Here is a 22,936-nt window from a genome sequence, read left to right as displayed (position 1 = left end):
CTCAGTCCTCCCCCTGGTGGCGGAGCGCGGCCACCGGCTCGGCACGGCGCAGCGCCGACGCGGCGGTGATCAGCAGGAGCGGGGCGGCCACCCCCGCCAGGAGCAGGGCCACCCGGGGCACCGGGAGCTCGACCAGGACGGGCGGGACCGGACGCGCGGCATCGGAGGTCAGCACGATCAGCGGGACGACGGCCCGGGTCAGGACGGTGCCGAGACCGAGCCCGGCGAGCAGTCCGGCGCCGATGAGCAGACTCTGCTCCGTCGCGACCAGCCGGGCGAGATCACGCCGGGGCGTCCCCAGGGCGCGCAGCACCGCGAACTCCGCGGACCGCTCCCGCCGCGCACCGGCGGCGCTCACCGCGAAACCCCCGGCGGCCAGGGCCGCGGCGGCCACCGCCACGGCCGTCAGCGCCGAGCGCGGTCCGGCGCCGAGCGGATCCCGCAGCAACTCGGCCGCGGTCTCGTCCCGCACCAGCACCTGCTGCGGCCCGAGGTCGGGGCGCGCCCGCAGCGCGGCGGCGACCTCGGCGGCCTTGCCGGAGGCGGCGCTCACCCACCACTCGGTGGGGGTGAGCGGCGCGCTGCCCCGCTGCGCCAGCACGGCGTCGACGGCCCGCAGATCGAGCAGCAGCGCCCCGCCGGCCATGGCCTCTCCGTCCAGGCCGGTGGCGGTGGTCGGCAGCTCATCGACGGCCCGTACGATCCGCACCCGCAACTGCTCCCCGGACAGCGGTACGTCGATGGTGTCGCCGGGCCGGGCTCCCGCCGCCCGCAGGAAGTCCCGGGTGGCGACGGCCGAGAGGCTCCGCGGCGCCTCGGCCCCGGCGGTGTCGACGCGGACGGTGCAGATCGGCGCGGTGCCGGTGCTCTCGTCGGCGTCGGCACCGGTGCCGTACGACACGGTCAGCGGCGTGGTCCCCGACACGGTGGGCTTCGCGGCCGTACGGGCGACGACGGTGCCGTTCTCCGTCACGGTCCGGCCGCCCCGCCAACGTGTTCCGGAGGGCACGGGGACGGTCCGCGCGGAGCCGTCGCGGCCGGTGGCGAGCAGCCGTTCGACGGTGAACCGGTGCTGTTCGGGCCGGCCGACGGGAGAGGTGTCGTCGAGCTGCAGTCCGGTGAGGCGCAACGGTCCGGCCGGGGAGGCGCGGCGGCCGGTCGCCGTCCTGTCCAGTTCGAGCGTGACCCGGTGGACCCGGCCGTCCACCGGGACGTTCCCGGCGCCCAGCCGGTACGTGATGCCGTACCGGTCCTCCACGGCCGCCGTGACCAGGGGCGCGCGCTCGGAGGGAGAGCGTCCCGTCCGGGTCCGCGTGTCGGTGATCCGGACGTCGAGGGCGAGCCGCCGGGTGTCGCCGGGAAGCCGCACCGCCCGGTGTTCGTCCAGCGCGGGCGGTGCCAGTGCCCGCAGCAGCTTCGCCGGGGGCTCGTCGGCGAGATCGCCGCGCATCAGCATCCCGTCCACGGCGCGGGACGTGTCCAGGGCGAGGACTGTCGCGTCGCGGTCGCCGGAGAGGCCGAGGGCGCTGCGGTGCCCGGGAGCGGCGTCCCGGGCCCCACGCAGCGCGGAGTAGAAGCCGGTCTGCCCGGGGCTGCCCGGCCTGGGGTCGAGGACCCGTACGGCGGCGCCCGTCCGGAAGTCGGCCTGGTCGTGCTGCGACCGGTCCCAGGACGCGCCGTGCCCGATCGCCAGCATCCCGGTCGTCACGGCGATGACCAGCAGCAGCACCGGGCCCGCCCCGCGCAGCGGGCGCCGGCTGAACTGCCACCCCGCCAGCGCCGCCGGCAGCCCGCGCCCGCTCGCGGACCGCCGCTCCGCGAGACGGGCCGCGAGCGGCAGCAGACGCAGTGTCAGGACCGTGCCCGCCAGCAGCGCCAGCGCGGGCGCCCCGACCAGCAGCGGATCGATGCCCAGCTCCCCGGCCCGGTCCCGGCTGAGCACCCCGCCGCCGGCCGCTTCGGTCTGCCGGTCGAGCTGCCAGTACGCCACGCCCGCGATCAGCAGCAGCCCGACATCGGCTCCCGCGCGCACGGGCGCGGCCGACGTGGCGGCCCGGACGCGCCGCAGCCGTACCGGTGCGCTCGCCGTCGCCGCCAGCGCGGGCACCACGACCGCCGCCGCGCAGGCCGCCGCCACGCCGCCCGCGACCAGCCAGACCCCGTTCGCCGGGACGGCGTCGAGCCGCAGCCCGATCCCGTCGAGCGAGGACCACCGGGCCAGCAGCCCGGCCAGCGGGCCGGACAGCAGCGCGGCACAGACCGCGGCCGGTACCGCCAGCAGCAGCGCCTCCAGCGCGGCGAGTCCCGCGATCCCGCCGCGTGATCCGCCTCTGGCCCGCAGCAGCTCGGTCTCGCCCGCCCGTTCGGTGTCCAGCAGCCGGGCCACCAGCAGCAGCGCGTACCCGGCGAGCAGCACCAGCTGCACGGAGACGACCATCAGGGTGGACCGGGACACCAGCAGAGCCCGCCCGGCCCGGTCGAGCGTCTCGGGCAGCCCGGTGCGCACGTCCGCGTCACCGCCGAGCGCCGGGTCCTGGCGCAGCGCCCCGGCCGCGCGCAGGGCCGCCGCGCGGAGCGCGCCGATGCCGTCGGTGGTGAAGGTCCGGTAGTCGGCCGTCGCCACCCAGCCGGTGCCGTCCTCGGAGGTGCGGCCGGAGGCGAGTACCGACGCGTCGGCCAGCAGCGGCCCGTACGTGGTGAAGGCGACGGTGCGCACGCCCTGTCCGCCGAGTGCGTCCGCCTGCCAGTACGGATCGGAGCTGTCGGCCGCCCGGTACACGCCGGTCACCCGTATGCGGACCGGCTCGCCGCCCAGCCGGTCGGTGAGCGTGAGGTGCGCCCCGGGACGCAGCTTCAGCCGGCCGGCGGCCGCCTCGGGCAGGGCGACCGGCACGACGGCCGTGCGGGACGGCGGTGCGGCGCCCGGCAGCGTGCCCGAGACCAGCGTGATCCGGGACCGGTCGAGGGCGGCGAAGTGCGTGAGGTCGGGCTCTCCGGCGCGGGCGTCGGCGTCCTGGAGGGAACGGGGCAGCGCGTACGGCCCGGACCGCTCCAGCGTCCGCACGGCCACCGGCAGTCCGCCGAACGCGTCCCGCGCCCCGCGTTCCACGGCCCGCCGCGCCACGTCCCGCCGTGCCCGGGGCACATCCGCCTCGACGACGAGGGAGGCCGAGGCCGCGGCCCGGCCGCCCAGGGTGCCGCGCAGCGCCGCGTCCCCGACGGAGCCCGAGAAGGCGGTCAGGGCGGCGAGCACCGAGGTGGTCAGGAGGACGGCGAACAGGGCGGCCGTGAGGAGCAGCCGATGCGCACGCAGGCGCAGCAGCAGTAAGCCGGTCACTCTTCCCCCACCCGATGGCCGAACCTCTGTTCTCCCAACTCGGCATGCATATCACGGAGTTATCTGCCCGGCACATGAGTTCGAGCGCGGGTTGTCCCGCTCTTGACCGCCCGGACCGGTTCCGTATGGGATGCGGTGATGACCGAGAACACCAGCCCGGGGCCCGGTGCCGCCCTCGCCGACGACGCGGCCGGCGAGCCGATGCTGCGGGTGGAGGACCTGCACCACTCCTACGGCACGGGTGCGGCGACCGTGCACGCGCTGCGCGGGGTCTCCTTCGCCGTCCGGCGCGGCGAACTGGTCGCCCTCAAAGGCCGTTCGGGCTCCGGCAAGACGACGCTGCTCCATGTGATCGGCGGCCTCGACTCCCCGCAGCGCGGGCGGGCCGTCGTGGACGGCACGGACCTGTCGGCGCTGAGCGAGAGCGAGCTGCTGGAGCTGCGCCGCGACCGGATCGGTTTCGTCTTCCAGTCCTTCGGCCTCATCCCCATCCTCACCGCCGCCGAGAACGTGGGCGTACCGCTGCGGCTGCGCCGGACCGAGCCGCGCGAACGCGAGGAGCGGGTGGCGCTGCTGCTGGCCCTGGTGGGCCTCGCCGGCCACGAGACGCAGCGTCCCGCCGAACTCTCGGGCGGGCAGCAGCAGCGGGTCGCCATCGCCCGGGCCCTCGCCAACCGCCCGGCCCTGCTCATCGCGGACGAGCCGACCGGCCAGCTCGACGCCGCCACCGGCCTGGCGGTGATGGAACTGCTGCGGGCCGTGGTCCGCAGCGAAGGCGTCACGGTCCTCGTCGCCACCCACGACCCCCAACTCCTCGGCCTGGCCGACAGGGTGCTGGAACTGAGCGACGGAGTGGTCGTCGAGGAGTGAGAGGCTGGGGCCATGGCCGCGATCAGTCTGAGCAAGGTCCAGGAGACCGCCCCCGCGCTGGTGAACCTCTACAAGAGCGCCGGGGTCTCCCTCACGAAGCACGGCCTGGACGGGGTGCGGGCCGCGGTCTACCTCGTGGTCGACTACTCCGGCTCGATGAAGCCGTACTACAAGGACGGCAGCGTGCAGGCGCTCGCCGACCGGGTGCTCGGGCTGTCGGCGCACCTCGACGACGACGGCACCGTGCCGGTGGTGTTCTTCTCCACCGACGTCGACGCCGAGACCGAGATCGCGCTGGCCGGCCACCAGGGGCGGATCGACCGGATCGTGGCCGGGCTCGGGCACATGGGGAAGACCAGCTACCACCTGGCCATGGATGCCGTCATCGACCACTACGTCGACAGCGGGGCCAGCGAGCCGGCCCTCGTGGTCTTCCAGACCGACGGCGGGCCCATCAACAAGCTCGCCGCGGAGCGGTACCTGTGCAAGGCGGCGAAGCTGCCGCTGTTCTGGCAGTTCATCGGCTTCGGCGACCCGGGCAGCAAGCAGTTCGACTTCCTGCGCAGGCTCGACGAGCTGCCCGTGCCGGGCAAGCGGGTCGTCGACAACGCCGGGTTCTTCCACGCGGGCGAGGACCCGCGGAGGGTCTCGGACGCCGAGCTGTACGACCGGCTGGTGGCCGAGTTCCCGCAGTGGCTCGCGGCCGCCAGGGCCCAGGGGATCGTCCGGGGTCCTGACACGCCTTAGCTTGCCCGGCCCAACCGACCCGCCGCTTGGCCCAATCGCCCGTACGCCCCATTTGCGTGGCCGCGCTGTCGTGCCACGCTGGGAAGGATCCGACGGGGAGGCGACGACGTATGGGCGACGACGGCGCACGACGGGTGTACGGGACGGCTTCCGCTCGCCGGACGCCTCCGGCCGGCAAGGGCGAGAAGCTCGCCGACTGGGCGGACGGGCGGCTCGGGCTCTACGGGCTGGCCAGGGCCAACATGCGCAAGGTCTTCCCGGACCACTGGTCCTTCATGCTGGGCGAGGTCACCCTCTACAGCTTCATCGTCCTGATCCTCACCGGCGTCTACCTCACCCTGTTCTTCGAGCCGAGCATGCAGGAGGTCGTCTACCAGGGCTCCTACACGGAGCTCAACGGCGTGCTCATGAGCAGGGCGTTCGAGTCGACCCTGGACATCAGCTTCGACGTGCGCGGCGGGCTGCTCATGCGGCAGATCCACCACTGGGCGGCGCTGGTCTTCATCACCGGCATGATGGTGCACATGATGCGGGTGTTCTTCACGGGCGCCTTCCGCAAGCCGCGCGAGCTCAACTGGGTGTTCGGCTGGACCCTGCTGATGCTCGGCATCATCACCGGCCTGACCGGCTACTCCCTCCCGGACGACCTGCTGTCCGGCACCGGCCTGCGCTTCGCGCACGGCGCGATCCTGTCGATCCCGATCGTCGGGACGTACGTGGCGTTCTTCCTCTTCGGCGGGGAGTTCCCGGGCGACGACATCATCTCGCGCCTCTTCCCGGTCCATGTGCTGCTGCTGCCCGGGATCATGCTGGGTCTGGTGACCGTCCATCTGATCCTGGTCTTCTACCACAAGCACACCCAGTTCCCGGGGCCCGGGCGCAAGGAGCGGTCGGTCGTCGGGATGCCCTTCCTGCCGGTTTACATGGCCAAGGCGGGCGGCTTCTTCTTCCTCGTCTTCGGCGTCCTGACCATCATGGGCGCGATCGCCCAGATCAACCCCGTGTGGGCTTTCGGCCCCTACCGCCCCGACCTGGTCACCACCGGCGCCCAGCCCGACTGGTACCTCGGGTTCTCGGAGGGGCTGATCCGGGTGATGCCGGGATGGGAGATCAACTTGTGGGGACACACGCTGGTGCTCGGCGTGTTCATCCCGTTCGCGCTCTTCCCGCTGGTCATGCTCGCCATCGGCGTCTACCCCTTCATCGAGGCGTGGATCACCGGCGACAAGCGCGAGCACCACATCCTGGACCGGCCGCGCAACGCGCCCGTGCGCACCGGTCTGGGCGTGGCCTGGCTGACCCTGTACGCGGTGCTGCTGATCGGCGGCGGCAACGACATCGTGGCCACGCATCTGCATCTGTCCATCAACGTGATCACCTGGTTCGTGCGGATCGGCGCCTTCGTGCTGCCGGTCGTCGCCTTCATCGTCACGAAGAAGATCTGCATGGGCCTGCAGCGCCGCGACCGCGCCAAGGTGCTGCACGGCAGGGAGACCGGCACCATCAGGCGGCTGCCGAACGGCGAGTACATCGAGGTGCACGAGCCCCTCTCGCAGGCGGAGCTGTTCACCCTCACCCAGCACGAGCAGCGCCCGCCCTACGAGATGGGGCCCCTGGTCGACGCGGGCGGCGTCCGCCGCAAGGTCAAGCGGTCCGAGCGGCTGCGGGCCCGGCTCGCCAAGGCGATGTTCGGGCCGGACGCGCGGATCGAGAAGCCGACGGTGGAGGAGTACCGGCAGATCACCAGCGGCGATCACCAGCCGCACTGACGACCAGGGCCCGGCACGCGTCGGGATCGCCCCAGGCGGTGCGCAGGGCCCGGGCCTTGGTCAGCCACAGCGACAGGTGGCACTCCGCCGTGTAGCCGATCGCGCCGTGCAGTTGCAGCGCTGTGCGGGCGGTGCCGTACGCCGCCTCGCACGCGGCGGCCTTGGCGGCGGCGACCTCGGCCGGCCGCATGCTCAGGGCGGCTCCGAAGACCAGCGGGCGTGCGAACTCCAGGGCGATCTTCGCGTCGGCCAGCCGGTGTTTGACCGCCTGGAACGAGCCGACGGGCACCCCGAACTGGCGGCGCCGTTTCACGTGGGCGACGGTCTGGTCGAGGAGTGCCAGGCCCACGCCCAGCGCCTGGGCGGCCGTGGCGAGACGGGCCCAGGCGAGGGCCTGTTCCGTGAGGGGCCCGGGCAGGAGGAGTTCGCCGCCGGGGGTGAGGGGTGTGAGGCGGCGGGCCGGATCGAGGGAGGGCCGGACGGGGCCGTGGCCGGGGGAGAGGCGGATGCCGTCGGGGGAACAGGAGAGGCGGAGAGCGGCGGCGTCGCCGTCGAGGGCGTACGCCGTCTCGGTTTCCGCCTTCGCGGTTCCCGCCTTCCCGGTCCCAACCGTCGCGATCGTCCCGCCCGAAGCCAGCGCCGGCAGTAGTCGCTTGGCGGTGTCCGGGTCCGCGCTGCTGAGGAGCACCGCCGCCGTGACCGTCTCGACCAGGGGTCCCGGTGCCGCGTGGCGGCCCAGTTCGACGAAGGCGACGGCCAGTTCCACCGGACGCGGCCCCAGCCCGCCGTCGTACGTCTCCGGAACCGCCAGCGCGAACACGCCCGCCTCCGCGACACGGGACCACAGCGCCCGCCCGCTCGCATGGTCGCCCCGGCTCCAGTCCCGCACCACCGTCGGTGTGTCCGCCGCCGTCAGCAGGGCGTCCAGCGAGGCTGCGAAGGCGCGCTGCTCGGCGTCCAGGAGGAAGCGCATCAGCGGCGTCCCTTCGGCAGTCCGAGCAGGCGCTCGGCGATGATGTCGCGCTGGATCTCGTTCGTCCCCGCGTAGACGGGACCGGCCAGGGAGAAGACGTAGCGCTCGGCCCAGTCCGTGTCGGCGAGCTCGCCCTCCTCGCCCAGGAGGTCGAGGGCCGTCTCGTGCAGCGCGATGTCGTACTCCGACCAGAAGACCTTGTTCAGGCTGGACTCGGGGCCGATCGACGCGCCGTCCAGGAAGCGGGAGGCGGCGGCGTAGGTGAACAGCTGGTAGGCGCGGGCGCCGATCAACGCGTCGGCAACGCGGTCCCGGGTGTTCTCCGGGCTGCCCTGTGCCCGCCAGAGCCGGTGGAGCCGGTCGGCGGCGGCAAGGAAGCGGCCGGGGGAGCGCAGCATCAGACCGCGTTCGTTGCCCGCCGTCGACATCGCGATCCGCCAGCCCTGGCCGGGCTCGCCGATCACGTCCTCGTCGGGCACGAACACCTCGTCCAGGAACAGCTCCGCGAAGGCCGGCTTGCCGTCGAGGCGGGCGATGGGGCGGACGGTCACGCCGGGGGCGCGCAGGCCGAACATCACGTACGTAAGGCCCCGGTGGGGCTTCGGCACGTCCGGGTCGCTGCGGAACAGGCCGAAGGCGCGGTCGGCGAAGGCGGCCCGGGACGACCAGGTCTTCTGCCCGGTCAGCAGCCAGCCGCCGTCGGTGCGCACGGCCTTCGAGCGCAGGGACGCCAGGTCCGAGCCCGCCTCCGGCTCCGACCAGGCCTGGGCCCAGACCACCTCCGCGGTGGCCATGGAGGGCAGCACCCGGGCTCGCTGCTCCTGCGTGCCGTGATCGAAGAGCGTCGGGGCGAGCAGGTGGATGCCGTTCTGGCCGACTCTGCCGGGCGCCCCCGCCGCGTAGTACTCCTCCTCGAACAGCAGCCACTGGACCAGCGTGGCGTCCCGGCCGCCGTACTCCCTCGGCCAGTTCACCACCGACCAGCCGTCCGCGGCCAGCTCCGCCTCCCAGGCGCGGTGGGCGGCGAAGCCTTCCTCGGTCTCCAGGGAGGGGAGCGGCTCGGACGGCACGTGAGCGCGCAGCCAGGCGCGGGCCTCGGCGCGGAACGCCTCGTCGGCGGGGGAGAGGGTGAGATCCACGACCGGCGTCCTCCTTCCCTCACCGACGGGGCTTCCCTAACAAGTGTTTGGTAGGTTAGCGTGCTGCCATGAAAAACGTCGAGGCGCCGACGAGGGTTCCCGGACACGGGCTGCTCGACGGGCGCACGGCCGTCATCACCGCGGCGGCGGGCGCGGGGATCGGCGGGGCGACCGCCCGTCGCTTCCTGGAGGAAGGCGCCCGCGTACTGATCAGCGACGCCCACCCGCGCCGGCTGAAGGAGCACGAGGCGGAGCTGGCCCGTCGGTTCGAGGGCGCGGTGGCGTCCGCCGTGTGCGATGTCACCGACGAGGCGCAGGTGCGGGCGCTGTTCGACACCGCCGTCCAGGAGCACGGCCGGCTCGACGTGGTCGTCAACAACGCGGGCCTCGGCGGGACCGCGCCGCTCGTCGACATGACCGACGAGCAGTGGTCGAAGGTCCTCGACGTGACCTTGAACGGCACCTTCAGGTGCACCCGGGCCGCCCTGCGCCGGATGCGGGACACCGGCGGCGTGATCGTCAACAACGCCTCCGTCGTCGGCTGGCGCGCCCAGGCCGGACAGGCGCACTACGCGGCCGCGAAAGCGGGCGTGATGGCCCTGACCCGGTGCGCCGCCATGGAGGCCGCCGCGTACGGGGTGCGGATCAACGCGGTGTCGCCGAGCCTCGCCATGCATCCCCACCTCGCGAAGGTGACGAGCCCCGGCCTGCTGGAGGAACTGACGGCCCGCGAGGCCTTCGGGCGGCACGCCGAGCTCTGGGAGGTGGCCAACGTGATCGTGTTCCTGGCGTCGGAGTACTCCTCGTACATGACGGGCGAGGTCGTCTCCGTCAGCAGCCAGCACCCCTAGGACAATGGACAGCGTGCCGACCAAGAAGAAGCCCCAGGTGACAGCCCCCGAGTCCGCCGCCGCCCCGGACCGCCGCAGCGAACTCCTCGGCACCGCCGCCGAGGTCTTCGCCGAACAGGGCTACAACGCCACCACCGTCCGCAAGATCGCGGACCACGCGGGAATGCTCGCGGGCAGCCTCTACTACCACTTCGACTCCAAGGAGTCGATGCTGGAGGAGATCCTGCGCACCTTCCTCGACGAGCTCTGGGACGGCTACGACACCGTCCTGGGCGCCGGACTCGGGCCCCGCGAGACGCTCGAGGCCCTGGTCACCGAGTCGTTCCGGGAGATCGACCGGCATCGCGCGGCCGTCGCGATCTACCAGAAGGAGAGCAAGCAGTTGGTGGCGCAGGAGCGGTTCGCGTTCCTCGCCGAGTCGCAGCGCAGATTCGAGAAGGCGTGGCTGTCCACCCTGGAGCGCGGCGTCGCCGAGCGGGCCTTCCGCGCCGACCTCGACGTCCGGCTCACCTACCGGTTCGTGCGCGACACGGTGTGGGTGGCCGCGTCCTGGTACCGGCCGGGCGGCCAGCACAGCCCGGACGAGATCGCCCGGCAGTACCTGTCGATGGTGCTGGACGGGATCGCCGTACGCGAATAGCCCTTTGATGTGAGGGAGTTGCCATGGCCGAGGCCTACATCGTCGAAGCGGTCCGCACGCCCGTCGGACGGCGCGGGGGAGGGCTGAGCACGGTCCATCCGGCCGACCTCGGCGCGCATGCGCTGAAAGAGCTGATGACCCGCTCGGGCGTCGACCCGGCCGCCGTGGAGGACGTCGTCCTCGGCTGTCTGGACGCGGTGGGGCCGCAGGCCGGTGACATCGCGCGGACCTGCTGGCTGGCGGCCGGGCTGCCCGAGGAGGTGCCGGGCGTGACCGTCGACCGGCAGTGCGGTTCCTCGCAGCAGGCCGTGCACTTCGCCGCGCAGGCCGTGCTGTCCGGCACCCAGGACCTGGTGGTCGCCGGCGGGGTGCAGAACATGTCGATGATCCCCATCGCCTTCGCCACCCGGCAGGCCGCCGAGCCGCTCGGGCTGACCCAGGGGCCGTTCGCGGGCAGCGCCGGCTGGCGGGCGCGGTACGGGGACAAGCCCGTCAACCAGTTCGCGGGCGCCGAGATGATCGCCGCGAAGTGGGGGATCAGCAGGCAGGACCAGGAGGAGTTCGCCCTGCGGTCCCATCAGCGGGCGGTGCGGGCGATCGATGAGGGCCGCTTCGACCGCGAGACCGTGCCGTACGGGGACGTCACCACCGACGAGGGCCCGCGCCGGGACACCTCCCTGGAGAAGATGGCCGGGCTCAAACCCGTCATCGACGGCGGCACCATCACCGCCGCCTGTTCCTCGCAGGTCTCCGACGGGGCGGCGGCGATGCTGCTGGCCTCCGAGCGGGCCGTGCGCGACCACGGGCTCACCCCCCGCGCACGCGTGCACCACCTCTCGGTGCGCGGCGAGGACCCCATCCGCATGCTCACCGCCCCGATCCCGGCCACCGCCCACGCCCTGAAGAAGACCGGCATGACCATCGACGACATCGACCTCGTCGAGATCAACGAGGCCTTCGCCCCGGTCGTCCTGGCCTGGCTGAAGGAGACCGGCGCGGACCCGGAGAAGGTCAACGTCAACGGCGGTGCCATCGCGCTGGGCCATCCGCTCGGGGCGACCGGCGTGAAGCTGATGACGACCCTGCTGCACGAACTGGAGCGCACCGGCGGCCGGTTCGGGCTGCAGACCATGTGCGAGGGCGGCGGACAGGCCAATGTGACGATCATCGAGAGGCTGTGAGACGCCTGCGGGTGTCCTCGGCCTCCTTCATGATCCGCTCCACCAGCTCCGCGCACGAGGGCAGGTCGTCGATCACCCCGGCGACCTGCCCGGACGCCATCACGCCCAGGTCCGTACGGCCGTCCACCATGGACGCCTTGAGCAGCATCGGCGTGTTCGCGGCGAGCAGGACCTGGCTCCAGGTCAGGTCCTTGCCGTGCCGGAGGGCGAGGCCGTCGCGGACCATGCGACGCCAGGTGAGGCCGGTCAGCCGCCGGAAGCGGGACGCCCTGCGCGTCGCGTGGAACAGGGCCCGCACACGGCCCGAGTGCTCCAGCGCGTCCACCAGGTCCGTCCGCAGCATGCGGTGCGGAAGCCCGTCCACCGCCCTGGTGACCGTCACGTCCCGCACTGTCGCCGCCAGATACCGCGCCTTCACCGCCTCCGGCACCGTCGAGTCCGAGGTGAGCAGGAACCGCGTGCCCATGGCGACGCCCGCCGCCCCGTATGCCAGCGCCGCGACCAGTCCCCGCCCGTCGAAGAACCCGCCCGCCGCTACGACCGGCAGGTCCACGGCATCGACGACCTGCGGCAACAGCACCGTCGTGGCCACCTCGCCGGTGTGCCCGCCGCCCTCCGCGCCCTGCACGAGCACCGCGTCCGCGCCCCACGCCGCGACCTTCTCGGCATGCCGCCGCGCCCCCACCGTCGGCATGACCACCACACCGGCCTCCTTGAGCTCGCCGATCAGCTCCCGGGAGGGGGCCAGGGCGAAGGAGGCGACCCGGACGCCCTCCTCGATCAGGATCCGCACCCGCTCCCCGGCGTCCGCCGCGTCGGCGCGCAGGTTCACCCCGAACGGCGCGTCGGTACGGGCCCGGACCTCCCGGACGGCCGCGCGCAACCGGTCGAGCGTCATCGTCGCGGAGGCCAGGATGCCCAGAGCGCCCGCGTTCGCCGTGGCGGAGACCAGACGCGGCCCCGCCACCCAGCCCATCCCGGTCTGCACGATGGGGTGGCGGACACCGGTCAGCCGGGTCAGCGCCGTCTCCATCACGCGGCGACCTCCCTGGTGCGTGTGCCGGCCGGGTCGACGACCTCGCGGATCAGCCGGAGCTCCTCGGCGGTCGGCTCGCGGGTCGGCGGCACCTCGCCGGGGACGGCCAGCTCGAAGCCCGTCGCCTCCCTGACCTGCTCCACCGTGACACCCGGGTGCAGCGACGCCAGCCGCATCGAGCGGTCGGGGGTGGCGAAGTCGAAGACACCCAGGTCGGAGACGACCCGCGCGATGCGGTGGTGAGGGGCCCCGGCCGCATGGTCGTACCCGACTCCGCAGACCATGTCGACCCGCTCGACGAAGACCCGCCGGGAGTGCCGCGGGATCCAGTAACTGGTCGGATGGTTGAGGGTGTTGACCGGTGCGCCGCGCACCCCGAGCAGCTGCCGCCGCGGCCGCTCCCAGTCGCCGATGCACGAGATGTTCTGGTTGCCGAACCGGTCGATCTGGCTCGCACCCATCATCACGTGCCGTCGGCCGCCCGTGACCAGGGCCAGATGCTGCCGGTACGGCAGCCAGCCCTCCGTCGTCCCGTCCGGGCGGACCAGCAGCGCCTCGCCGTCGGTCAGCAGCAGGTCCGGCGCGAAGGTGAGCCGGGCGAGCCGGGCACCCACGGAGGGGATCAGCCCCATGGGGCTCGCGAGCACCTCACCTGCGCCCCGCCAGGCCTCGGCGCACGCGATCACGCAGTACTCCGCGCGGGTCACATCCGTCATATCCCCTCCCTGACGGCCGACCGGTACGCCTGCTCGTCCCCGGCGAGGAAGCGGGCCGCGAACTGAGGCCAGGGCGTCGTCGCGTACGTCTTCTGGAACGCCTCGTCCCGGCCGTAGTCGGGCGCGCAGGACGTGAAGTGCGCCCCGTTCGGCGCCTCCACGACGCCTGTCACCGTGTGCCGCTTGACCAGCAGGGTCTGCGGCGGGGCCGCCTTCGTCAGCTCGGCCGTGTCGACGACCCGTTCGCAGCTGACGTACGCCGTGTCCGCCGCCTCGCAGAACAGGTCGTCGAAGTACGGGTCCGGGCCCAGGTACTGCCCGTTGCCCAGCCGGTCGGCGCGGTTCACGTGCACCAGGGCCGCGTCGAGGCGCAGGGCGGGCATCGCCACGAACGTCTCCCCGTCCTCGTACGGCGAAGTGACCGTCCGCAGACCGGGGTTGACCCGCATCACGTCCGAGCCGAGGCCGGCCCGCACGGGCAGGAACGGCAGCCGGTGCGCCGCCGCGCGCAGGCCCCACAGGAACATCGCCTCGTCGACCTCCGTCAGTGCGAAGGCGCCCCGCTCGCGGGCCGCGCGGTAGTGCGGCTCCAGGGGGATCGAATCGAGGGTGACGAAGGCCGTGACCAGCTTCCGGATCCGCCCGGCGGCGGCCAGCATGCCGACGTCCGGGCCGCCGTACGAGACGATCGTGAGATCGGTGATCCGGGACCGGAGCAGTGCTCTCACCAGGGCCATCGGCTTGCGGCGGGAGCCCCAGCCGCCGATGCCGAGGGTCATGCCGCTGGACAGGCGGGACACGGCCTCGTCGGCCGTCATCGTCTTGTCACTCACCTACGTCCTCTCCTTCCCGAAGCCGGCGCGCACCTGCTGGGCCACCCCGCTGAGCCCCGCCTCGAAGGTGAAGCCCTGCTCGAAGCGGTAGCTGCGGCGCACGTCGACCGGGTCGATGCCGTTGAGGGCGGCCTTGGCCAGGCGCAGCAGCCGCCCGTCCTTGGCGGCGATCTCGCGGGCCAGTTCCAGGGCCGCCGGGCGCAGTTCGTCGCGCGGCACCACCCGCCACACCGAGCCGTGCGCGTGCAGTTCCGCCGCGCTCGCCGTGCGCGCCGTGTAGTACAGCGCCCGCATCAGGTGCTGGGGGACCAGCCGGGCCAGATGCGTGGCCGCGCCCAGGGCGCCGCGGTCCAGCTCCGGCAGGCCGAAGCGGGCGTCCTCGCTGGCCACGATCGCGTCCGCGTTCCCCACCAGGCCGATGCCGCCGCCCAGGCAGAAGCCCTGCACGGCCGCCACGACCGGCACCTCACACTCGTACACCGCCGCGAAGGCCTCCGCGCAGCCGCTGTTCGCGCCGAGCAGCGCCCCGTGCCCGCCGTCCGCCTGGATCTCCTTGATGTCCACGCCCGCGTTGAACCCCCGCCCCTCGGCCGTCAGCACCACGCACCGCACCTCCGGGTCGCGCCCGGCCGCGCGGACCGCGTCGGCCAGGGCGAACCAGCCGGCCACCGGCAGGGCGTTCACCGGCGGGAAGTCGACCGTGACGACGGCTATGCCCTTTTCCCCGCACGAGGTGGAGACACCCATGGCCGCATCAGCTACCTTTCCACCAAACGTTTGTTAGGTGGAAGGTAGCAGCGAATGGAGCTGGACGGGAAGGTCGCCGTCGTCACGGGCGGGACCCGGGGCGTCGGTGCCGGCATCGCGCGTGCCTTCGCTCGGGCCGGCGCCGAGGTCGTGGTCTGCGCCCGCCGCCCGCCACAAGTCCCGCTGCCCGGGACGGAGTTCAGGACGCTGGACGTCCGGGACGCCGAGGCCGTCCGGCGCCTGTGCGGCGAGCTGCCCCGGCTGGACGTCCTCGTCAACAACGCGGGCGGCAGCCCCCACCGCCCGCTCACCCACGCCGACGCCGACCGGCACGCGCGCGTGGTGGAGCTCAACCTCGTGGCTCCGCTGACCGTGTCCCTCGCCGCGTACGAGCACCTCCGGCGGGCCAGGGGCTCGATCGTCATGATCGGCAGCGTCAGCGGAGGCCGCCCCTCCCCGGGCACCGCCGCCTACGGCGCCGCCAAGGCGGGCCTGGAGAGCCTCGCCCGCTCGATGGCCGTGGAGTGGGCGCCCGACATCCGGGTCAACACCCTCGTCGTCGGCATGGTCCGCACCGAACTGTCCCACCTCCACTACGGCGACCAGGACGGCGTCGCCGCCGTCGCCCGCACCGTCCCGCTCGGCCGTCTCGCGGAGCCGTCCGACGTCGGCCGGGCCGCGGTCTTCCTCGCCTCGGACGCCGCCGCCTACATCAGCGGGGCGAGCCTGCTCGTCCACGGGGGCGGGGAGCGCCCCGCGTTCCTGGACGCCTCGACCGTCACCAAGGAGACCTGACATGAGAGGAGACCTGACATGAGAGGAGACCTGACTTGAGAGGAGAACTGGGATGAGAGGAGAACTGGGATGAGCGGAATCTGCGACGGCCGGGTCGTCGTCGTCACCGGCGCGGGCCGGGGCCTCGGCCGCGCCCACGCCCTCGCGTTCGCCGCCGAGGGCGCGCGGCTCGTCGTCAACGACCTCGGCGTCGGCCTCGACGGCACGCCCGGAGCCGACGGGACGCCAGACCCGGACCCGGGCCCGGGCAGCCCGGCCGCCCGCGTCGCCGAGGAGATCCGCGCGGCGGGCGGCGAGGCCGTGGCGCACGGCGGCGACATCGCCACGACCGAGGGCGCCGCCTCCCTCGTCCGGACGGCCCTGGAGATGTACGGCCGGCTCGACACGCTCGTCAACAACGCGGGCTTCCTGCGCGACCGGATGCTGGTCAACCTCGACGAGGACGACTTCGACGCCGTCGTACGCGTCCACCTCAAGGGCCACTTCCTCCCCCTGCGGCACGCCGCCGCGCACTGGCGGTCCGAGGCCAAGGCGGGCCGCCCGCCCGGGGCGCGGATCGTCAACACCAGCAGCGGAGCCGGCCTGCTGGGCTCGGTCGGACAGGGCAACTACAGCGCCGCCAAGGCCGGGATCGTCGCCCTGACCCTGGTCGCGGCGGCCGAACTGCGCCGCTACGGCGTCCAGGTCAACGCGATCGCCCCCGCCGCCCGGACCCGTATGACGGAGCGGACCTTCGCCGAAACCATGGCGGCGCCCGGCTCGGGCTTCGACGCGATGGCCCCGGAGAACGTCTCGCCCCTGGTCGTCTGGCTCGGCTCGGACGCGAGCGCCGGGGTCACGGGCCGGGTCTTCGAGACCGAGGGCGGCCGGATCACGGTGATGGAGGGCTGGCGCCCGGGCCCGAGCGCGGACAAGGGGCAACGGTGGGATCCGGCGGAGGCGGGGGAGGCGGCCCGGAAACTCCTGGCGGAGGCGGGCGAGCCGGGGCGCGTGTACGGGGCGTAGGAGGACTGGCGAGCGATCCTTTTCCCACATCGGCGCACACCGCCGCGGCGCGTACGCCTATGTGTCGCACACCTATGTGTCGCAAACCTCATGTCGCACACCTACGTGTCGCACTCCAGCACGCTCCGGCACAACGCACACCGCGCCCGGACGCGCCCCCGCACCGGCACCCTGATCCGCTGATGACAGGTCGGGCAGGGAAACGACACCCGCAGCCGCCCGCCCCCGTCCGGCGTGAACGAGTACCGCACACCCTGCTGCGGCGGCCCGGTCTGCGCATGCCGCCGGTCGTGCGCGTACCGCCGTCGCCCCGCCCACCCGGCCGCGGTCAACGGCGGCTGCTGCTCATCGCGTCGGGCCAGCTCCCGCCCCTTCACGTACGCCGTGTACGCCTGCGGACTGGTGAACCACACCGACGGGTCCTCCCCGAAGAGCAGCGCGCGCTTGGCCAGCACGTACCCGAACTCCTCCGGTGTGAGATACCCCAGCTTCTGGGACGACGCCCGGTCCTCCCGGTACGCGTCCAGCAGCAGCCAGCCCGCGCCCAGATACGTCGTCGCCGTGTCCGTGAGGATCTCGTTGTCCCGGACGCCGGGAAAAGACAGGTCGAGGCGGTGCAGGTACACGTGCATCACTTCGTGCGCCAGCGCCGCCCCGATGTCCCGCCGATGCGTACGGAACCGGTCGTTCAATTCCACGAAGTACTCCGGCCCGGCCGCCAGCTCGACATTCGCCGCATGCCGCATCTCCCGGAAGCTCACGATCAGCCGGGCGTCCGGCAGCCGGTAGTGCCGCACCAGCTCGTGCGCCACCCGCTGCGCCCCCAGATACAGGTCGTCGGTGTCGCAGAACGCCACGTCGGCGGGGAGCACACTCGTCGCGAACGTCTGGATCGTGTCGTACGACAGCCGCTTGTACAGCGCCGTGATCGCGGCCCGCACCGTCTCCAGATGCGGGTAGCCGTGCTCGACCGGCCCGTCGTTCGCCACGCGTCACCCCCAAGACGCCCTGAACCCGCTTCCACTGTACGAAAGTGTGCGGGCCACGAGGCCGCCCCGCCGCCGCGAAAACCGGTCGTCACGGCCCCGGGCCGCTGGCAGAATCCGGGCCGTGACCGGTGAACAGCACTCCGTCGCCACCTCCGTCCAGGTGGGCGGCCAGGACGACGCACTCGAGAAGCGGCTCGACGAGGAGCTGACCGCCTTCAACACCGCCGCCGTAGACGGCGTGACCACCGAGCCTCTCTCCGTCCACGTCACCGACGAGGCCGGCGACCTGATCGGCGGGCTCACCGCCTGGACCTGGGGCAGCCTGTGCTCCGTGGATCTGCTCTGGGTGCGCGCGGACCAGCGGCACGCCGGCTGGGGCGGCCGGCTGATGCGCGCCGCTGAGGAAGAGGCCGTCCGGCGCGGCTGCACGGACATGGTCGTCTCCACGTACAGCTTCCAGGCGCCCGGCTTCTACCCGCGGCTCGGCTTCCGGGAACGGGCGCGTATCGAGGGCGTGCCCGGCGGACACCAGGACGTCTGTTTCCACAAGCGGCTGGGCGGCGCCTCCCCGAGCGGCTGAGCGGCGCCGAGTCGTGAGACGGCCCGCGGCCGCCGGGCGTGCGCCCTTTAGGCTGACCTGCCATGACCACCAGCAACACCGGCACCGGTGACGTCGACCCTGCCGTCGTCACGGAACTCGCCCGCCTGCGCGACAGCATCGACAACATCGACGCGGCCGTCGTCCACATGCTCGCCGAGCGCTTCAAGTGCACCCAGCAGGTCGGCCACCTCAAGGCCCGGCACCAGCTGCCGCCCGCCGACCCGGCCCGAGAGGCCCGCCAGATCGCCCGGCTGCGCTCGCTCGCCGAGAACGCCAAACTGGACCCGGCCTTCGCGGAGAAGTTCCTGAACTTCATCGTCGCGGAGGTCATCCGCCACCACGAGCGCATCGCGGACGAGGCGCTCAACGGATCGGCCCCCGGCCGCGACTGACCTCTCACGACCACCCCCGGGGGGAGTGACACCGCGCCCCGCGCGCGGCATGCTGCGCTGTGCACAGCAAGTCAGCCGACCAGTACTGCGCGTCAGTGTCCGGGACTTACTCTGGATCCTCCACGAGGGAGGGGCGTCGGGCCATGCCGTCGGATACCAGGATCCTCATCGTCGACGATCATGAGGACACGCTGTACGCGCTGGAGAGCGCCCTGGCCCCGCTGGGCTACCGGCTCGGCCGGGCCACCAGCGGCGACGAGGCGCTCAAGGAGGTGCTGCGCGGCCAGGTCGGCCTGCTCCTGCTCGACGTGCGCATGCCCGGCGTCAGCGGACTGGAGGTGGTGCGCTACATGCGACGCGTCGAACAGACCCAGCACATCCCGGTCATCCTGCTCACCGGCTTCGGCCCCGACCAGGAACTGACCACCGCCGCCTTCGGCCTCGGCGTCGCCGACCTCGTCATGAAGCCCGTGGACCCCTGGGCCCTGCGCACCAAGGTCCGCTACCTCTACGACGCCCACCAGCACCACCTCGCCCTGGAACAGGAGGTGCGCCGGCTGCGCGCCCAGGTCCGGGAGCACACCGAGACCGCCGCACGCCCCGAGCGGCCCGCCCTGGCGCGTACCGAGAGCGCCGCACGCCCCGAGCGGCCCGCCCTGGCGCGCACCGAGACCGCCGCACACCCCCAACGGCCCGCCCTGCCCCACCCCGACGTGCGCGTGCCGCCCCAGCGGCCCTCGGGGGCGCACGCCGGGGAGCTCGAAAAGGACCGCACCTGAGACCGGACATCGGTCGCATACCGATCCGCCACTGTGCCATGCCGGTGCCATCAGGCAGCATGTCCTGCATGTCCGTACTGACGCGCGACGAAGCGCAGACCCGAGCAGGGCTCCTCGACGTCCACCGCTACACGATCGAACTCGACCTGACCACCGGGGACGAGACGTTCGACTCCCGCACTCTGATCAGGTTCGGCGCCCGCACGGACGGCGACACCTTCGTCGAGATCAAGCCCGCCGAGCTGCGCTCCGTCACCCTCGACGGACAGCCCCTGGACCCGGAAAGCCTTGACGGCAACCGGCTGCCCCTGAAGAACCTCACCGCCGGCGACCACGAACTGCGCGTGCACGCGCACATGCGCTACTCCCGCACCGGCGAGGGCATGCACCGCTTCACCGACCCCACCGACGGCGAGACCTACGTCTACACCCAGCTGTTCATGGAGGACGTCCAGCGCGTCTTCGCCGCCTTCGACCAGCCCGACCTCAAGGCCGTCTTCGAACTGTCGGTGCGGGCCCCGCAGGACTGGACCGTCCTCGCCAACGGCATCACCGAGCACACCGGCGACGGCCTCTGGCAGGCCGCCGCCACGCCGCTGATCTCCACCTACCTCGTCGCCGTCGCCGCCGGCCCCTGGCACTCCGTGCGCACCGAGCACCGCGGCCTGCCCTTCGGCCTGCACTGCCGCCGCTCACTGGCCCCCTACCTGGACACCGACGCCGACGAACTCCTCGACGTCACACGCGCCTGCTTCGACCGCTACCACGAGAAGTTCGACGAGCCCTACCCCTTCGACTCCTACGACCAGGCCTTCGTCCCCGAGTTCAACGCGGGCGCCATGGAGAACCCCGGACTGGTCACCTTCCGCGACGAGTTCGTCTACCGCTCCGCTGTCACCGACACCGAGCGGCAGACCCGCGCCATGGTCATCGCCCACGAGATGGCCCACATGTGGTTCGGCGACCTCGTCACCCTCAAGTGGTGGGACGACATCTGGCTGAACGAGTCCTTCGCCGAGTACATGGGCTACCAGACCCTCACCGAGGCCACCCGCTTCACCGATACGTGGACCGACTTCGGCATCAACCGCAAGGCCTGGGGCTACGACGCCGACCAGCGGCCCTCCACCCACCCCGTCGCCCCCGAGGCCGTCGACGACACCGCCTCCGCGCTGCTCAACTTCGACGGCATCTCCTACGCCAAGGGCGCCAGCGCACTGCGGCAGCTGGTCACCTGGCTCGGCGAGAAGGACTTCCTGGCCGGCATCAACACCCACTTCGCCCGTCACAAGTTCGGCAACGCCACCCTCGCCGACTTCATCGACTCCCTCGCCGGCGCCACCGAACGCGACGTCCACGCCTGGGCCGACGCCTGGCTGCGCACCACCGGCGTCGACACCCTCACCCCGACCATCGCCCCCGGCGAGAACGGCACCTGCGCCCTCACCGTCGACCGCACCGGCAGCCGCCCGCACCGCATCGCCGCCGGCCTGTACGACCGGGACCTCGGCGACGACGGCAGGCAGCTCGTCCTGCGCGAACGCCTCCACCTGGACCTCCCGCAGACCGACGCCCACCCCATCGGCAAGCGCCCCGCGCTGCTCCTCCTCAACGACGGCGACCTCAGCTACGCCAAGGTCCGCTTCGACCCCGAGTCCTTCGAGACCATCCGCAAGGACCTCGCCGGCCTGCCGGAACCGCTCACCCGCGCGGTCGTCTGGAACGCCCTGCGCGACGCCGTCCGCGACGGCGAACTGGCGCCCGCCGCCTACCTGGAGACCGCCCGCGCCCACCTCCCGCTGGAGACCGACCTCGCGATCGTCCAGGGCGTGCTCGCCTTCGCGTCCACGTACATCACCGACCGCTACGTCACGCCCGAGGAGCGGCCCGCCGCGCTCGCCACGCTCGCCGAGCTGTGCCGCGACCTCATCCGCCGCACCGAGGACGGCGACAACCCCGGCCTGCGCCTGATCGCCGTACGCCACCGCATCGACGTCACCGCCCACCCCGACACCATCGCCGCCTGGCTCGCTGACGGCACCGTGCCCGGCGGCCCGGAGCTCGACCCCGAGCTGCGCTGGCGCGTCCTGGGCCGGCTCGCCGTCCTCGGCGCCACCGACGAGGCCGCCATCGCCGCCGAACTGGAACGCGACCCGAGCGCCACCGGCCTGGAAGGCGCCACCCGCTGCCGGGCCGCCCTGCCCGACCCGGACGCCAAGGCCCGCGCCTGGGAGTCCATGTTCGGCTCCGACGACCTGTCCAACTACCTGTTCACCGCCACCGCCCAGGGCTTCTGGCAGCCCGAACAGGCCGACCTGGTCCGCGCGTACGTGCCGCGCTACTACACCGACGCGGTCGCCCTCGCCGACCGCCGCGGCCCCGCCATCGCCGAAGCCGCCGGCCGCTGGGCCTTCCCCGCCGACGTCGTCGACCCGGAGAACCTCCGCCTCGGCGAGGAGTGCCTGCGTCAGGCCGACCCGATCCCGGCGCTGCGCCGCAAGCTCGCCGACCAACTCGACGACCTGGCACGGGCGTTGCGGGTCCGCCAAGGACAGGAGGTCTAGGACCGGTGACGTAGGGCGCGGGCGGGCCGGCTGGTCCCTTTCGACGATGCGGCGGGCCGGCCTCCCTTCATAGCCTCGGGCGGACAAGGACGATCAAGCCCCGAGGAGCCCTTCGTGATCGCAGTGACCGGTCCCACCGGAAACGTCGGCCGCGCCCTGGTCGAACGCCTCGTCGCCGCCGGACGGCCCGTGCGGGCGCTCACCCGCGACCCGCAACGGGCCCGCCTGCCCGCGGGCGCCGAGGCGATACGGCTCAGCCTCGACGAGCCGGCCGCCCAGTTCGAGGGCGCGACCAAGCTGTTCCTGTACGTCCAGGCGGGCGGCGACCGCACCGCCGGCCTCCTGGCCGCGGCCCGTGCCGCCGGAGTGCGTCACGTGGTCCTGCTGTCCTCCGGGATCATCGGCTCGGGCGCCGACGAGAACCACCCCATCCACGTCATGCACGCCACCGCCGAGCAGCAGGTCCGCGACAGCGGCCTGGAGTGGACCTTCCTGCGCCCCAACGCGTTCGCCGCCAACGCCTTCCAGTGGGCCGGGCAGATCCGCACCGGCGACACCGTCCGGGGCGTCTTCGCCGACGGACGGACCGCCCCCGTCCACGAGGACGACATCGCCGCCGTCGCCGAACGCGCCCTCCTCGACGACGGCCACGAGGGCGCGGCCCACCGCCTCACCGGGCCCGAGGCGATCACCAACGCCCAGCAGGTCGCGGCGATCGGCCGGGCCCTCGGCCGCGAGCTGCGCTTCACCGAGATCCCGCCCGACGAGGCGGGCCCCGAACTGTTCCCGCACGTCCCGCCGGACATACTGCGGGCCCTGATGGACTCCTTCGCCGCGACGGTCGGCACACCGCCCGAAATCACCGGCACGGTAGGGGAGATCACCGGCCGGCCGGCCCGACCCTTCGCGGCTTGGGCCGAGGACCACGTGGACGACTTCAAGGGCTGAGGGGCCGCAACCCTGCCACAGGCT

The 22,936-nt window shown here is 73.0% G+C and carries 21 protein-coding genes; 13 read left to right on the top strand and 8 right to left on the bottom strand.

Features of this window, described 5'->3' with window-relative positions; genetic code table 11:
* Position 1 precedes the first annotated feature (1 nt).
* Positions 2-3,337 carry an FtsX-like permease family protein gene (locus ACZ3I3_RS03400; RefSeq protein WP_467362163.1) on the bottom strand — a complete coding sequence of 1,112 codons (3,336 nt, stop codon included), beginning with the start codon at positions 3,335-3,337 and terminating at the stop codon, positions 2-4.
* A gap of 138 nt (positions 3,338-3,475) precedes the next feature.
* Between ACZ3I3_RS03400 and ACZ3I3_RS03395 the strand changes: the two genes are divergently transcribed.
* From ACZ3I3_RS03395 to qcrB, 3 genes are all read left to right on the top strand, one after another.
* Positions 3,476-4,207 carry an ABC transporter ATP-binding protein gene (locus ACZ3I3_RS03395; protein ID WP_467362161.1) on the top strand — a complete coding sequence of 244 codons (732 nt, stop codon included), beginning with the start codon at positions 3,476-3,478 and terminating at the stop codon, positions 4,205-4,207.
* Positions 4,208-4,219: 12 nt separating this feature from the next.
* Positions 4,220-4,954, top strand: a complete 735-nt coding sequence (locus ACZ3I3_RS03390; protein WP_467362159.1) for a vWA domain-containing protein — start codon at positions 4,220-4,222, stop codon at positions 4,952-4,954.
* 110 nt (positions 4,955-5,064) lie between these two features.
* Positions 5,065-6,723 carry a cytochrome bc1 complex cytochrome b subunit gene (gene qcrB / locus ACZ3I3_RS03385; protein ID WP_467362157.1) on the top strand — a complete coding sequence of 553 codons (1,659 nt, stop codon included), beginning with the start codon at positions 5,065-5,067 and terminating at the stop codon, positions 6,721-6,723.
* Here qcrB and ACZ3I3_RS03380 read toward each other — a convergent pair.
* Complete coding sequence (locus tag ACZ3I3_RS03380; RefSeq protein ID WP_467362155.1) at positions 6,695-7,696, bottom strand: acyl-CoA dehydrogenase family protein; 1,002 nt, start codon at positions 7,694-7,696, stop codon at positions 6,695-6,697. The genes qcrB and ACZ3I3_RS03380 overlap by 29 nt on opposite strands.
* Positions 7,696-8,835, bottom strand: coding sequence for an acyl-CoA dehydrogenase family protein (locus ACZ3I3_RS03375; RefSeq protein ID WP_467362154.1), 1,140 nt, complete (start codon positions 8,833-8,835; stop codon positions 7,696-7,698). Before ACZ3I3_RS03375 ends, ACZ3I3_RS03380 begins: the two co-directional genes overlap by 1 nt.
* A gap of 68 nt (positions 8,836-8,903) precedes the next feature.
* Here ACZ3I3_RS03375 and ACZ3I3_RS03370 point away from each other — a divergent pair, with 68 nt between their 5' ends.
* The 3 genes from ACZ3I3_RS03370 to ACZ3I3_RS03360 are packed head-to-tail and all read left to right on the top strand — an operon-like array spanning position 8,904 to position 11,507.
* Complete coding sequence (locus ACZ3I3_RS03370; RefSeq protein ID WP_467362153.1) at positions 8,904-9,686, top strand: SDR family oxidoreductase; 783 nt, start codon at positions 8,904-8,906, stop codon at positions 9,684-9,686.
* 13 nt (positions 9,687-9,699) lie between these two features.
* Positions 9,700-10,326 (top strand): TetR/AcrR family transcriptional regulator, encoded by a 627-nt coding sequence (locus tag ACZ3I3_RS03365; protein ID WP_467362151.1) that lies wholly within the window; start codon positions 9,700-9,702, stop codon positions 10,324-10,326.
* 23 nt (positions 10,327-10,349) lie between these two features.
* A complete protein-coding gene (locus tag ACZ3I3_RS03360; RefSeq protein ID WP_467362149.1) occupies positions 10,350-11,507 on the top strand; it encodes an acetyl-CoA C-acetyltransferase in 1,158 nt (385 codons plus the stop codon).
* Here the strand turns inward: ACZ3I3_RS03360 and ACZ3I3_RS03355 are convergent.
* Genes ACZ3I3_RS03355 through ACZ3I3_RS03340 form a run of 4 tightly spaced genes read right to left on the bottom strand, consistent with a single transcriptional unit; the run spans position 11,491 to position 14,839 of the window.
* The gene (locus ACZ3I3_RS03355; RefSeq protein WP_467362714.1) at positions 11,491-12,540 is read right to left on the bottom strand and encodes an NAD(P)H-dependent flavin oxidoreductase; all 1,050 of its coding nucleotides are present in this window, start codon (positions 12,538-12,540) and stop codon (positions 11,491-11,493) included. The genes ACZ3I3_RS03360 and ACZ3I3_RS03355 overlap by 17 nt on opposite strands.
* A complete protein-coding gene (locus tag ACZ3I3_RS03350) occupies positions 12,540-13,259 on the bottom strand; it encodes a CoA-transferase subunit beta (RefSeq protein ID WP_467362147.1) in 720 nt (239 codons plus the stop codon). Before ACZ3I3_RS03350 ends, ACZ3I3_RS03355 begins: the two co-directional genes overlap by 1 nt.
* Positions 13,256-14,092, bottom strand: coding sequence for a CoA transferase subunit A (locus ACZ3I3_RS03345; protein WP_467362146.1), 837 nt, complete (start codon positions 14,090-14,092; stop codon positions 13,256-13,258). The genes ACZ3I3_RS03350 and ACZ3I3_RS03345 overlap by 4 nt, the downstream gene beginning before the upstream one ends.
* Complete coding sequence (locus ACZ3I3_RS03340) at positions 14,093-14,839, bottom strand: enoyl-CoA hydratase family protein (protein WP_467362144.1); 747 nt, start codon at positions 14,837-14,839, stop codon at positions 14,093-14,095.
* A gap of 54 nt (positions 14,840-14,893) precedes the next feature.
* Between ACZ3I3_RS03340 and ACZ3I3_RS03335 the strand changes: the two genes are divergently transcribed.
* Positions 14,894-15,634 carry an SDR family oxidoreductase gene (locus tag ACZ3I3_RS03335; protein ID WP_467362143.1) on the top strand — a complete coding sequence of 247 codons (741 nt, stop codon included), beginning with the start codon at positions 14,894-14,896 and terminating at the stop codon, positions 15,632-15,634.
* A 69-nt stretch (positions 15,635-15,703) separates the two neighbouring features.
* Positions 15,704-16,639 carry an SDR family oxidoreductase gene (locus ACZ3I3_RS03330; RefSeq protein ID WP_467362142.1) on the top strand — a complete coding sequence of 312 codons (936 nt, stop codon included), beginning with the start codon at positions 15,704-15,706 and terminating at the stop codon, positions 16,637-16,639.
* Between the two features lie 101 nt (positions 16,640-16,740).
* On the opposite strand, the gene ACZ3I3_RS03325 is transcribed toward ACZ3I3_RS03330, so the two are convergent.
* Entirely contained in the window at positions 16,741-17,628 is an 888-nt protein-coding gene (locus tag ACZ3I3_RS03325; protein WP_467362141.1) for a hypothetical protein, read from the bottom strand.
* Between the two features lie 121 nt (positions 17,629-17,749).
* On the opposite strand from ACZ3I3_RS03325, the gene ACZ3I3_RS03320 reads away from it, so the two are divergent.
* The 5 genes from ACZ3I3_RS03320 to ACZ3I3_RS03300 all read left to right on the top strand — a co-directional run bounded on the left by ACZ3I3_RS03320 (position 17,750) and on the right by ACZ3I3_RS03300 (position 22,912).
* Positions 17,750-18,208: a GNAT family N-acetyltransferase gene (locus ACZ3I3_RS03320; RefSeq protein WP_467362139.1), complete on the top strand. Its 459-nt coding sequence runs from the start codon at positions 17,750-17,752 to the stop codon at positions 18,206-18,208.
* A 62-nt stretch (positions 18,209-18,270) separates the two neighbouring features.
* Positions 18,271-18,621: a chorismate mutase gene (locus ACZ3I3_RS03315; protein ID WP_399410021.1), complete on the top strand. Its 351-nt coding sequence runs from the start codon at positions 18,271-18,273 to the stop codon at positions 18,619-18,621.
* A gap of 143 nt (positions 18,622-18,764) precedes the next feature.
* Positions 18,765-19,400: a response regulator gene (locus tag ACZ3I3_RS03310; protein ID WP_467362138.1), complete on the top strand. Its 636-nt coding sequence runs from the start codon at positions 18,765-18,767 to the stop codon at positions 19,398-19,400.
* 68 nt (positions 19,401-19,468) lie between these two features.
* On the top strand, positions 19,469-21,964 hold the full coding sequence (pepN, locus tag ACZ3I3_RS03305; RefSeq protein ID WP_467362136.1) for an aminopeptidase N: 2,496 nt from the start codon (positions 19,469-19,471) through the stop codon (positions 21,962-21,964).
* Positions 21,965-22,078: 114 nt separating this feature from the next.
* On the top strand, positions 22,079-22,912 hold the full coding sequence (locus tag ACZ3I3_RS03300) for an NAD(P)H-binding protein (protein WP_467362134.1): 834 nt from the start codon (positions 22,079-22,081) through the stop codon (positions 22,910-22,912).
* Positions 22,913-22,936 lie beyond the last annotated feature (24 nt).

Source organism: Streptomyces sp. NPDC016851, assembly GCF_055562795.1.
This window is presented reverse-complemented; position numbering and strand designations above follow the sequence as displayed.